9 protein-coding genes are annotated in these 12,427 nt (G+C 68.9%); 3 read left to right on the forward strand and 6 right to left on the reverse strand.

The window, feature by feature from the left end; translation table 11 throughout:
• Nucleotide 1: 1 nt before the first annotated feature.
• From rffA to CFB40_RS00905, 5 genes are read right to left on the reverse strand one after another with little or no spacing between them, the layout of a single operon-like run.
• Nucleotides 2–1,159, reverse strand: a complete 1,158-nt coding sequence (gene rffA / locus CFB40_RS00885) for a dTDP-4-amino-4,6-dideoxygalactose transaminase (protein WP_089424216.1) — start codon at nucleotides 1,157–1,159, stop codon at nucleotides 2–4.
• A gap of 59 nt (nucleotides 1,160–1,218) precedes the next feature.
• Nucleotides 1,219–1,866, reverse strand: a complete 648-nt coding sequence (locus tag CFB40_RS00890; protein ID WP_089430486.1) for a class I SAM-dependent methyltransferase — start codon at nucleotides 1,864–1,866, stop codon at nucleotides 1,219–1,221.
• A gap of 10 nt (nucleotides 1,867–1,876) precedes the next feature.
• Nucleotides 1,877–2,599 carry a WbqC family protein gene (locus tag CFB40_RS00895; protein WP_089430446.1) on the reverse strand — a complete coding sequence of 241 codons (723 nt, stop codon included), beginning with the start codon at nucleotides 2,597–2,599 and terminating at the stop codon, nucleotides 1,877–1,879.
• Nucleotides 2,596–3,981, reverse strand: a complete 1,386-nt coding sequence (locus tag CFB40_RS00900; RefSeq protein WP_089430447.1) for an NAD(P)/FAD-dependent oxidoreductase — start codon at nucleotides 3,979–3,981, stop codon at nucleotides 2,596–2,598. The genes CFB40_RS00895 and CFB40_RS00900 overlap by 4 nt, the downstream gene beginning before the upstream one ends.
• Nucleotides 3,978–4,763 carry a TylF/MycF/NovP-related O-methyltransferase gene (locus CFB40_RS00905; protein ID WP_089424220.1) on the reverse strand — a complete coding sequence of 262 codons (786 nt, stop codon included), beginning with the start codon at nucleotides 4,761–4,763 and terminating at the stop codon, nucleotides 3,978–3,980. The genes CFB40_RS00900 and CFB40_RS00905 overlap by 4 nt, the downstream gene beginning before the upstream one ends.
• Before the next feature lie 406 nt (nucleotides 4,764–5,169).
• Between CFB40_RS00905 and CFB40_RS00910 the strand changes: the two genes are divergently transcribed.
• The 3 genes from CFB40_RS00910 to CFB40_RS00920 all read left to right on the forward strand — a co-directional run bounded on the left by CFB40_RS00910 (nucleotide 5,170) and on the right by CFB40_RS00920 (nucleotide 11,880).
• A complete protein-coding gene (locus CFB40_RS00910) occupies nucleotides 5,170–6,957 on the forward strand; it encodes an O-linked N-acetylglucosamine transferase, SPINDLY family protein (protein ID WP_089430448.1) in 1,788 nt (595 codons plus the stop codon).
• 241 nt (nucleotides 6,958–7,198) lie between these two features.
• Nucleotides 7,199–9,397 (forward strand): tetratricopeptide repeat protein, encoded by a 2,199-nt coding sequence (locus CFB40_RS00915; RefSeq protein WP_089430449.1) that lies wholly within the window; start codon nucleotides 7,199–7,201, stop codon nucleotides 9,395–9,397.
• The gene (locus tag CFB40_RS00920; protein ID WP_089430450.1) at nucleotides 9,394–11,880 is read left to right on the forward strand and encodes a tetratricopeptide repeat protein; all 2,487 of its coding nucleotides are present in this window, start codon (nucleotides 9,394–9,396) and stop codon (nucleotides 11,878–11,880) included. Before CFB40_RS00915 ends, CFB40_RS00920 begins: the two co-directional genes overlap by 4 nt.
• 250 nt (nucleotides 11,881–12,130) lie before the next feature.
• Here CFB40_RS00920 and CFB40_RS00925 read toward each other — a convergent pair whose 3' ends face one another.
• Nucleotides 12,131–12,427, reverse strand: coding sequence for a flagellar protein FliT (locus CFB40_RS00925; protein WP_089424224.1), 297 nt, complete (start codon nucleotides 12,425–12,427; stop codon nucleotides 12,131–12,133).

Raw genomic sequence — 12,427 nt, forward strand, 5'->3', positions numbered from 1 at the left:
GTTATCGGGTGCGGTAGAAATCGAAGACCACGTCGAGGATGCGATCCTGTTCGGCTTCGGTCATGTCGTGGTACAGCGGCAGCCGGACGAGCCGGTCGGCGACGAGGTCCGTCACCGCCATGCCGGAGCCGCAGCGCCCGTAGCGCTGGCCGGCCGGCGAACTGTGCAGCGGCACGTAGTGGAACACCGCGTTCACGCCCACCGCGCGGATCTGCTGCAGCAGCGCGGTGCGTTCGGCGAGGTCGCGTGCGAGGAAATAGAACATGTGGCCGTTGCCGCGCTCGGCGAGCGAAATCGCGGGCAGCTCGATCAGCCCGTCCGCGTGCAGCGGCTGCAGCGCGTCCTGGTAGCGCTGCACGGTCGCGCGCCGCTGCGCGGTGATCACGTCCGCGTGCTCGAACTGCGCGTACAGGAACGCCGCGATCAGCTCGCCCGGCAGGAACGACGAGCCGACGTCGACCCAGGTGTACTTGTCCACCTGCCCGCGGAAGAACTGGCTGCGGTTGGTGCCCTTCTCGCGGATGATCTCCGCGCGCTCGACGAGGCGCGGGTCGTTGACCAGCAGCGCGCCGCCTTCGCCCGAGATCACGTTCTTGGTCTCGTGGAAGCTGAGGCACGCGAGGTGGCCGAGGCTGCCGAGCGGCTTGCCGTTCCACGTCGACTGCAGTGCCTGGGCGGCGTCCTCGATCACCCACAGGTCGTGGTCCGCCGCGAGCTGCCCGATCACGTCCATGTCGCAGGCGACGCCCGCGTAGTGCACCGGCACGATCGCGCGCGTGCGCTTGGTGATCGCGGCGGCGATCTGCGTCTCGTCAAGGTTCAGCGTGTCGCGGCGGATGTCGACGAACACCGGCGTCGCGCCGCGCAGCACGAACGCGTTGGCGGTCGACACGAACGTGTAGGACGGCATGATCACTTCGTCGCCGGGCTGCACGTCGGCGAGGAGCGCGGCCATCTCGAGCGCGGCCGTGCACGAGTGCGTGAGCAGCGCGCGCTGGCAGCCGATGCGTGCTTCCAGCCAGCGGTGGCAGAGCTTCGTGAACGCCTGGTCGCCGGCGAGGCCGCCCTGCTCGACCGCTTTCGCGATGTAGTAGAGCTCCTTGCCGACCACGAACGGGCGGCCGAACGGAATGCAGTCGAGGTTGGGTGGGCCGAACATGGTCAGGCTCCGCGTCAAGGGGTGGGACGTCCGGCCGCGCGGCTCGCGCGCGGCGCCACTCAGGTGTCCTTGCGGACGAGAATCGTGAATTCGTACAGGCCGTAGTCGTGCAGCAGCGCGACGTGGCGCGAATAGCGGCGCTTGCAGCGATCGAACAGCGCGCACGGGTCCGCGTAGTACAGGAGGTCCGGGCGCATGAACGGCGGATCGGAATACGACGTCAGGCAGTTGAACGAGAAGCCCAGTCGGCTCGTCGCGTGCAGCGTGTCGAGCGTCGCGTGGATGTAGTCGAGCCACGCGTCGTCGTCGTGACCGCGCCTGACGTTGAAGATGCCGGAGGCGATCCCGTAGTCCGACGCGACCTGCGGCACCGCGCCGACATGAAACGCGACGTTCGCGTCGTCGCGGTAGCGCTGCCGCGCGGCGTCGACCATGTCGGACGAGATGTCGTAGCCTGCATACGCGAAACCGTCGGGCAGCGCGCGCGCCTTCAGGAAATCGACCAGCGCGCCGTAGCCGCAGCCGATGTCGTTCACCGAGTGGCCGCCGGACGCGGGCAGGATCTTCGTCAGTTGTTCGAAGCGCAGGAACTGGCCGGTTTCGCCGTTCCAGTCGACGCCGCGCGCGGTCGCGCCGTGCTCCGCCAGCCGCGCGCTGTAGTACGCGGCCACTTCTTCCAGCAGGCTCGCATGCCGGGATTCGCTCATGGGCATCACCTCAGTCTTTCGAGGTCAGCGCGTACCGGCGCGCTTCGGGACCGCAGTTGAACAGCACGTCGAGCACCGTCACGCCGTGGACGAAGTCGCCCCACTGCTGCGGATACTCGGGATAGGCCGGATAGTCGAACCAGCGCACCGCGACGCCGGCATCGGCGAACAGGTTCTCGTCGAGGTAGCTGCGCGCGGCCGGGCCGGACAGGTACTCGGTCGCGCCCGCCTGCACGCACAGGTTCAGCAGCTTCTCGGTGCGGTCGCCGTGCAGCGCATAGTCCGACGTCGACGACACGCGCGTGCCGATCTCCAGTTGCCGGAGGACCCACGTCAGCATCGCGGCATTCAGCTCGCTCAGCATCCCGTAGGTTCGGCCGGTGTAGAGCGCTTCGAGCTCGTCCGCATAGCGCGCGAAGTGCGGCGCGCGTGCGTAGTTCTGCTGCAGGGCCTTCCAGTGCAGCGGCGCCCAGTCGGCGCCGTCGATCTCGGTTTCGCGGATCGACTGGTGATACTTGCCCTTCACCTTCACCGGCACGCTCAGCCATTGCACGCCCTGCGGCGTCTTGATCTGGTTGCGGTTGCGCCAGTCGCGGCGCGTGTACTGCGCGTCGTCGTAGAGGATGAACTCGTCGCTGGCGGCGATCAGGTCGAAGTAGCCCTTCCACGGAATGTAGTTGGACTGGACGATCGCCACCCGCTTCGCGTCGCGGTTCATGGTCGCACCGCTCATGCCGGAATGTGGCCGTACCGGTACATGTCGACGAGCTCGGGCGGAATGCCCCAGTCCGTCGCGCCCAGCTTGTCGTGCAGCGCCTCCAGGTCCGCGCGGATCGCGTTCTGGAGCTGTTCGACCATGCGGTTGCGCGCCGGCACGAAGTCGTGCTGGTACGCGGCATTGATCTGATGGCGTACCGTCTTCGCGATCGCGGCCTCGCGCGTCATGTTGCGGATCAGCTTGCGTTCGGGCGCGAGTTCCGCGTAGCGCGGGTCGATCGGCTCGCCGCGCATCGCCGCGACGAGATCGCGGCTCAGCACCGGCGACAGGTGGAAGCCGTCGCGCTTGGTGCCGCCGAGAATCCACAGGTCGCGCACGCTGGTTTCGCCGAACAGCGGATACAGGTCGGACGTCGTCGGCCGCCAGCCGACGTTGACGTTGACCAGGCTCGCGCGCGAGAAGCGGGTGTTGATCTGGTCCATCGCCGACTTCAGCAGCGTGTACGCGCTGCCGGCGTGGCCGTGCTCGTGCGGCACCGGGCTGATGTAGTTGCTGGCGCCGACGAGGGTCCGGTCAGGCCCGTGCGGCGCCGAATACACGCCGCACGCGAGGCCGCGGTTGGTCGTGCGCACGCAGTGCGTGTGCACGTTCTCCGCGCTCTGCAGTTCGATCGACATGCCGACGCCGTAGAACATCCGCTGCACCGGCAGCTCGGGCAGGCTCGCCTGCAGCACGCGCGTCACGTTGGCGCCGTTGCAGAGGATGAAGCGGTCCGCGCCGAGCACGCTGCCATCGGACAGGCGTGCCCCGGTGACGCGTCCGGCCGCGGTGTCGAGCCGCTCGACCTCGGCGTCGATGAAGCGCACGTTGGCGGCTTGCGCGACCGACTCGGTCAGCGCGTCGAGAAACTGTTTCGGATTGACCCAGCCTTCGCGTTTCAGGAAGACCGCCTTCAGCGCGCGATAGCGCGGGTCCGGATGATAGTTCGGGATCCCTGACGGATCGACCGCCTCGCAGGGCTCCTCGAATTCGCGGCAGAACCGCTGCATGGCCGCGAAGTTCTCGTCGTCGAGCGCGTCGGTCGCCGCGTTGTTCAGCACGAAGGTGCCGAAGCCGTGCGCGATCGCGCGCGCCGGCGTGCAGATTTCAGCGAATACGGCGGGCCAGGCCGCCGTCGCGCCGCGGCTCAGCTCGAACTTGAAGCGGTCGATCGGCGTGCCGAGCGAATCGCCTTCCAGCTCGGTGAACGAATTGAGCATCGCCGCCGCGGCGCGCGTGGCCGAGCCGGGCCGATGCGCGTGGCCCACGATCACGAGCTCGACGCCCGGGTCCGCCCGCTGCCATGCGCGGGCCGTCATCAGGCCGAGAATGCCGTTGCCGAGGATCGCGATTTTCATTTGCGTGTGCCTCCACCCTCGGGGAACGACAGGTAGCACAGCGACGGATAGGCCGCCGCCTTGTGGATCTGGTGCGGACGGTTGCCGAGCAGGTCGCGCAGGTAATGGACGCCTTCCGCGGGCAGCTGGCCGCCGCGGGTGAGCTGCCAGAACGCGACGATGCCGCCGGGCACCAGCCGCTCCATCACCGCGTCGAACGCGTGCCGGGTCGGCTCGATCACGTTCAGGTCGAACCACGCGAGCGCGACCATCTCGCCGGGATGCGCTTCGCCGAATGCCGCCAGCGTGTCGCGGCAATCGCCTTCCCACACGTGGTGCTTGTCATGCACGTGCCCCATCGCGTTGCTGCGCTCGTGCAGGTTCAGCAGCTTGCGCAGCAGGTCGGCGTACTCGCCGGACAGCGAGTACGTGCCGTCTGAGAACAGCTTGCGGTCGCGCGTGTCGTGCTCGGCGAAGCCCGTGTAGCCCGTGAACGTATCGAATGCGTGGATGCGGCGCTGGAAGTTCAGCGGTTCGAGAATCGCGCGGAAGTTCTCGCACAGCACGGCGGTCTGCCCGCGCCACGTGCCGAGATCGAGGATCGCGCCCGGCAGCGGCACGATTTTTTGATAAATCTCGAAGGTCGCGAGAATGCGTGCGAGGAGCGAGCCGCGCACGAACAGGCCGAGCGACCGTTCCAGTTCCTCGCGCGTCGCGGGGTAGGTCTGCATCAGGTCGAACAGTTCGCGGCGCGCCGCGAGCTGATCGCCATCTGCGTTGGTGATGATCGCTGATTCGTGCATACACAGGGCTCCAGGCACAAAGGGTGTGGCCGGACGAGCGCGTGTCGGCGCGGTGGCATCGGAATGCGCAACCGTCCGAACGTCGCAGGTCGGACATCTTTCTACGATCAAGTCTAGCGAGCGTCGCCAGGATCGAATGTCGGATTAGCGGGTGGTTTCACCCCGCATTTCGATGGATGCGCGGGTGTCCGGCGCGCATTCGGCGCGCCCGCGGGTGCGGCTTGCAGTCGCGGGAATAGCGACCAATTCCAGCACCTGCTCGCCGGATTGGAACGCGGCGTGCGCGAGGAGAATTCGGACACGTCGGAGACCGTCGGTGCGTGCGTCCGCGGGCGAAGGCGTGCGCCGGCGCAGGGGTGCCGGCCGCGATTCGAATCCCGTATTGGCTACCAGGACGACTTAGCTCATGATGCCCACCTCCCCCGCCGCCGCCACGATCGAACAGGCGCTGGCGCACCATCAGGCCGAACGGTTCGACGAGGCCGAGACGCTGTACCGGCAGATCCTCGACACCGATCCCCGGCACGCGGACGCGCTTCACCTCCTCGGCCTGATCGGTCATCAGCACGGGCGCTATCGGGAGGCATCCGACCTGATCATGGCGGCGATCGAGATCAGGCCGGACGCGATGTACTACTACAACCTCGGCAACGTGATGCAGGCGGACAACCGTCACGCCGCCGCCGCCGAGTGCTTTCGTCTCGCCATCGAGCTGCGACCCGACTACGTCGATGCGTACAACAACCTCGGCAACGCGCTGCGGCTCGCCGGCGACGCCCGCGCGGCCGTCGATGCGTTCTGCCAGGCCATCGCGCTGAAGCCGGACAACGGCCAGGCCTACAACAACCTTGCGAATGCGCTGTTCGACCTGAATGAGATTCCGGCCGCGCTCGAGGCGTACCGGCACGCGGTCGCGCTGCGCCCCGAACTGCCGGAGCCGCGCAGCAACCTGCTGTTCGCGAGCCACTGCAGCGAGGCGTTCGACCACGACGCCTATCTCGCCGAGGCCGCGCGCTACGACGCAGTCGTCACGCGGTGCGCGACGCCGTGGACGGACTGGCTCGTCGACCTGACCGCCTGCGCCGGGCGGCCGCTCAAGGTCGGCATCGTGTCGGGCGACCTGAAGGCGCATCCGGTCGGCTATTTCATCGAGAGCATGCTGAAGCATCTCGACCCGAACCGGATCGAGATGCATGCGTACCCGACGCGCGACGTCGAGGACGACGTGACCGCCCGCCTCAAGCCGGCCTTCGCGACGTGGACCTGCATTGCCGGCCTGAGCGACGAAGCGGCGGCCGCGCGTGTTCGCGCGGACCGCATCGACGTGCTGCTCGACGCGGCGGGCCACACGGTCTACAACCGCCTGCCCCTGTTCGCGTGGAAGCCGGCGCCGCTGCAGGCGAGCTGGCCCGGTTATTTCGCGAGCACCGGCGTGCGGGCGATCGACTACGTGATCGGCGACCGTCACGTGCTGCCGCCCGCCGAGGCCGCGCATTTCACCGAGCGGCCGTGGCATCTGCCGGACAGCTATCTGTGCTTCACGCCGCCGGCCGAGCCTGTCGACGTCGGCGCGCTGCCGATGCTCGCGAACGGCCATCCGACCTTCGGCTATTTCGGCAAGCTCGCGAAGATCACCGAGCACGTCGTCGCGGTCTGGTCGCGCGTGCTGCAATCGGTCGCGGGCGCGAAGCTGTTCGTGAAGGCGGAGCATCTCGACGATCCGCGCGAGCAGCAGGCGCTTGCCGCGCGCTTCGCGGCGCACGGCATCGACGCACGGCGCCTGATCCTCGAAGGCCGCTCGCCGCGCGCCGAATACCTGGCCGCGTACCGGCGCGTCGACCTGATGCTGAGCCCGTTCCCGTATCCGGGCGGCACGACGACCGCCGAAGCGCTGTGGATGGGCGTACCCGTTCTGTGCCGGCGCGGCGAGCGCTTCCTGTCGCACATCGCCGAGAGCCTGCTGCATTCGGCGCGGCTGCCCGAGTGGATCGCGGACGACGACGACGCGTATGTCGCGAAGGCCGTCGCGCAGGTCGGCCAGCCCGCCGAGCTGGCGGCGCTGCGCACGACGCTGCGCGCGCAGGTGCTCGCGTCGCCGCTGTGCGACGCGCCCCGCTTCGCGCGCCACTTCGAGGACGCACTGCACGGCATGTGGGCGCAGCACGTCGAAGCCGCGTCGGGCGCAACCGTGTGAGGCCGCTCACGACGTGACGTGCGCGGGCATTTCCACGCCGGCGGCAAGCGCAACATGGTGCCCCGCGCGCTGAACGCCGCGCCGGCCGGTGTGATCGTCATTCCGGCCGGTGGCGCGTGCGCGACACCGTCGTCGGGATGGCACGCGACGGGATGGCGGCGTCGGCCGTGATGATCGGGCACGGCCGCAGGCTGATCGACTTCGGACGCGAACCGCATCGCTATTGAGCAGAGCAGACGAGATGGACGGAACAGGACAGGCATTGCAGACGGCGCTCGCGCATCACCAGGCGGGGCGTCTCGCGGAAGCGAAGACGCTGTACGACACGATCCTCACCGCGCAGCCGGGCCAGCCGGACGCGCTGCATTTTCTCGGGCTGCTGGCGTGCCAGCTGAAGCAGTACGACGCGGGCATCGCGCTGATGGAGCAATCGCTCGTCGAGCGGCCGGACGCGTCGTACTTCAACAACCTGGGCAACATGCTGCGCGAAAACGGCCGGCTCGACGACGCGATCGCGCACTATCGGCGCGCGGTGGGGCTGCGACCGGACTATCCGGAGGCGCACAACAACCTCGGCAACGCGTTGCGCGACGCGCGCGAGCCGGCGGCTGCGATGGAGAGTTGCGCGCGCGCGATCGAGCTGCGGCCCGGTTACGCGCAGGCATACAACAACCTCGGCAACGCGCTGCAGGATCTGGGCGACCTCGACGGCGCCGCCACGCACTATGGCCGCGCGATCGAGCTGGACCCGTCGATGGCGATGGCCCACGCGAACCTGAGCGCCGTGCGTCACAAGCAGCTGCGCTGCGCGGAAGCGCTCGAGCATGCGCAGGACGCGATCCGGCTCGCGCCGACCCTCGCCGAAGCGCACAACCACGCGGGCAACGCGTATCACGGACTGGACCGGCTCGACGCGGCGCAGGCCAGCCATCGCACGGCCGTCACGCTGAATCCGGCGGACGCCGGCGCGTGCCACAACCTGTCCGTCGTGCTGCTGAAGCTGCAGCGGCTCGACGAGGCGCTCGTGTATTGCCGGCAGGCGTTGCAGGCCGGCCCGCCGGCCGTGTTGATGCACGTCAATCTCGGCGACATCCTGCGCGCGCAGGGCAACGTCGATGCCGCGGTCCACGCGTATCGCGACGCGCTTGCGCTGGTGCGCGACGACGCCGACGACGTCGCGGCGACCGTGCTGAACCGGCTGCTGTTCAGCGCGGCGGCGTCCGCCTGCGTGACCCCCGCCGACTACCTGGCCGACGCGCGGCGCTACGGCCGGCACCTGGCCGCGCGTTCGACGCGCCATGCGCACGATCCGCGCGAGCGGGCCGCGCGCGCGCAGGGGCGACCACTGCGTGTCGGTTTCGTGTCCGGCGACCTGCGCCTGCATCCGGTCGGCATCTTCCTGGAAAGCGTGCTCGCGCACCTCGAGCGCACGCGCATCGACCTGCGCGTGTACGTGACCACGGACGAGGAGGACGCGATCACCGCGAAACTGAAGCCGCACGCGAGCAACTGGCGCTCGATCGCCGCGCTGGGTCCGGAGGCGGCCGCGCGGATGATTCACGACGACGAAATCGACGTCCTCGTCGACCTCGCGGGCCATACGCAGTCGAGCGGGCTGGCCGTGTTCGGCTGGAAACCCGCGCCGGTGCAGGCGAGCTGGCTGGGCTTTTTCGCGTCGACCGGCTGCGACGCGATCGACTACTTCATCGGCGACCGCTACACGCTGCCGGACGCCGAAGCGCATCACTTCGTCGAGCAGCCGTGGCGGCTGCCGGACAGCTTCCTGTGCTTCACGCCGCCGGCCTGCGACGTCGAGGTCGGCCCGCTGCCGATGGCGGCGCGCGGCCATCCGACGTTCGGTTGCTTCGGCCAGCTCGTGAAGATCGGCGACGACGTCGTGCGCGCATGGTCGCGCATCCTGCACACGCTGCCGGACGCGCGGCTGCTGCTCAAGGCGCACGAGCTCGGCCGCGAGGGCGTGCGCGACGCGACCGTCGCGCGCTTCGCGCGGCATGGCATCGGTGCGGACCGGCTGATCCTCGAGGGCGGTTCGCCGCGCGCGGAATACTTCGGCGCCTATCACCGCATCGACGTCGCGCTGAGCCCGTTCCCGTACCCGGGCGGCACGACCACCGCGGAAGCGCTGTGGATGGGCGTGCCGGTGCTCGGCATGAAGGGCAGCCGGTTCGTCACGCACATCTGCGAAAGCGTGCTGCACGCGGCGGGCATGGGCGAATGGGTCGCTGACGGCGAGGACGCCTACGTCGCGAAGGCGATCGCGGCGGTGCGCGACCGCGAGCGGCTCGCGACGCTGCGCGCCGGGCTGCGCGCGCAGCTGCTCGCGTCGCCGCTGTGCGACGCGCGCCGGTTCGCGGCGCATCTCGAAGCGGCGTTCATCGGCATGTGGCAACGCTATACGAACTCGGAACACGAAGCATGAACGATATTCACGACACGCTGCAGTCCGCGCTGGCGCATCACCAGGCGGGGCGTCTCGCGGAAGCGAAGACGCTGTACGACGCGATCCTCACCGCGCAGCCGGGCCAGCCGGACGCGCTGCATTTTCTCGGGCTGCTGGCGTGCCAGCTGAAGCAGTACGACGCGGGCATCGCGCTGATGGAGCAATCGCTCGTCGAGCGGCCGGACGCGTCGTACTTCAACAACCTCGGCAACATGCTGCGCGAAAGCGGCCGGCTCGACGACGCGATCGCGCACTACCGTCGCGCGGTGGGGCTGCGGCCGGACTATCCGGAGGCGCACAACAACCTCGGCAACGCGTTGCGCGACGCGCGCGAGCCGGCGGCTGCGATGGAGAGCTGCGCGCGCGCGATCGAGCTGCGGCCCGGTTACGCGCAGGCATACAACAACCTCGGCAACGCGCTGCAGGATCTGGGCGAGCACGAGGCGGCGGCGGCGAGCTACGCCAAGGCGGTCGCGCACCAGCCGCAATACGCGGATGCGTACTGCAATCTCGGCAACGCGCTGCATGCGCAGGAGAAATTCGACGATGCCGCGGAGGCCTATCGTCGCGCCATCGCGCTGCAACCGGGCTTCCGTGTCGCGCACCAGGGGCTGAGCGAGACGCTGCGCGCGGCAGGTGATCTGCGGGGTGCGGTCGACCATGCGCGCGAGGGGCTCGATCCGGAAGACGCGGACGCGCACTGCGTACTGGCCAGGCTGCTGCAGCGCATGAGCGAGTTCGGCAAGGCGGTCGAACTGCTCGAGCGGGCGATCGCGATCGATCCCGCGCATGCGCGGGCATGGGCCTGGCTCGGCGACCTGCGCAACCAGCAGGGCGAATACGGGCAGGCTGTGCAGGCGTGCCGGCACGCGATCGAGCTCGATCCCGAACTGGCCGATGCGTACAATTTCCTCGGCTACGCGTATCACAACCTCAACCGGCTGGCGGCGGCGGAACTTAGCTACCGGCACGCGATCGACCTGAACCCCGACGATGCCGACGCCCATCAGAACCTCGCCGCCGCGCTGTTGCGGCTCGAGAAGCTCGACGAGGCGATGAAGCACACGGAGATCGCGCGGGAACTCGGCATCGATCCGCTGAAGCTCCAGATGACGCTCGGCGACATCCTGTGGGCGAAAGGCGATCTCGCCGGCGCGCTGGACGCATTCCGCACGGCAATCCGCTACGACCTGCATCGCGCGTACTCGCGGATGCTGTTCAACATGTCGAGTTCGCCCGCGTTCGAGCCGCAGGAGTGGGTCGCTGAAGCGCGCCGCTACGGCGAACATCTCGAGCGCGATGCGCTTCCGTTCGAGCACGACCGCGCGCAGCGCGTCGCGCAGGCGCAGGGGCGGCCGCTGCGCGTCGGCTTCGTGTCGGGCGACCTGCGCCAGCATCCGGTCGGCATTTTTCTGGAAAGCGTGCTGGCGCGGATCGACCGGTCGCGCATCGAGCCACATGCCTATGTGACGTTCATCGGCGAGGACGACGTGACCGCGAGGCTCAAGCCGAACTTCGCGAGCTGGAAGAAGGTGGTCAGCCTGGGCCGCGAGGAGGCCGCGAAACTGATTCGCGACGACGGCATCGACATCCTGATCGACATGGCAGGCCATACCGACTGGAGCGGCCTGCCGATCTTCGGACACAAGCCCGCACCGGTGCAGGCGAGCTGGCTCGGTTTCTTCGCGACGACCGGTTGCCGCGCGATCGACTATTTCATCGGCGATGCGCATACGCTACCCGCCGACGAGGCGCATCACTTCACCGAGCGGCCGTGGCGGCTGCCGGACAGCTACCTGTGCTTCACGCCGCCACCGTACGATGTCGCGGTCGGCCCGCTGCCGATGGTGGCTCATGGCGGCGTCACGTTCGGCTGCTTCGGCAAGCTGGTCAAGATCAGCGACGAGGTCGTCGCGCTGTGGTCGCGCATCCTGCACGCGCTGCCGGACGCGCGCCTGCTGCTGAAGGCTCATGAGCTCGGCGCCGACGACGTGAACCAGGCGACGCTCGACCGCTTCGCGCGGCACGGCATCGGCGCGGATCGGCTGATTCTCGAAGGCGGGTCGCCGCGTGCGGAATACTTTGCCGCGTATAACCGCATCGACGTCGCACTGAGCCCGTTTCCGTACCCGGGCGGCACGACCACGGCCGAAGCGCTGTGGATGGGCGTGCCGGTGCTCGGGATGAAGGGCGGCCGGTTCGTCACGCACATTTGCGAAAGCGTGCTGCACGCGGCGGGCATGGGCGACTGGATCGCGACGGACGAGGAGGCGTACCTGACGAAGGCCGTCGCGTTCGCACGCGATCGTGACCGGCTGGCGACGTTGCGGGCAACGCTGCGCGCGCAATTGCTCGCGTCGCCGCTGTGCGACGCGTCGCGCTTCGCGCGCAACCTGGAAAACGCGCTGCACGGTATGTGGGCCTGCTACGCGTCCGGCGAGACGGCGACCCCGGACGCGTGACGAGCAGGATAGCGTCACGGCTGGAAGCCGCGCTCGCGCATCGTCGGGCCGGCCGCCCGAGATGATCGACGCGGCCGTCGAGCGGGCGACGCGGGCGATGCGGGCGTAGCCGGCGCGATCCGGCTCGCGCTCCCGCCCGCCGGCGAAAAAAAAGCCGCATTGAAGCGGCTCGATGGTACGGCGACAACGGTCCGCTCGACTGGCGGCGTCTTTTAATTCGACCTGCGCGGCGGGCGAGACGCCCGGCCGGTCACAGCAAGCCGGCCTTCTGGTACTGGCTCGCGGCCTTGATCCGCTCCTGGGACTGCGCAAATTCCGCAGCCAGGCGGTCACGGTCCGTCTGCGCATGCTCCGTGATCGACGCGTCGATCGCCATGATCTGCCGCACCTGGTCCAGCACGTCCGGGGTCTGCTCGCCGGACAGGTTCATCAGCAGCGGCGAGCGTTCGTCGACGAGGGCCGCGACGCGCACCCAGTCGCGTGCGTCGGCCGCCGACTGCATGGCACGGGTCAGGTCGAAGGCGCGGGACAGGGTGTCGTTCGTCAT

The sequence above is a fragment of the Burkholderia sp. AU31652 genome, from assembly GCF_002223155.1.
Taxonomy (GTDB): Bacteria; Pseudomonadota; Gammaproteobacteria; order Burkholderiales; family Burkholderiaceae; genus Burkholderia.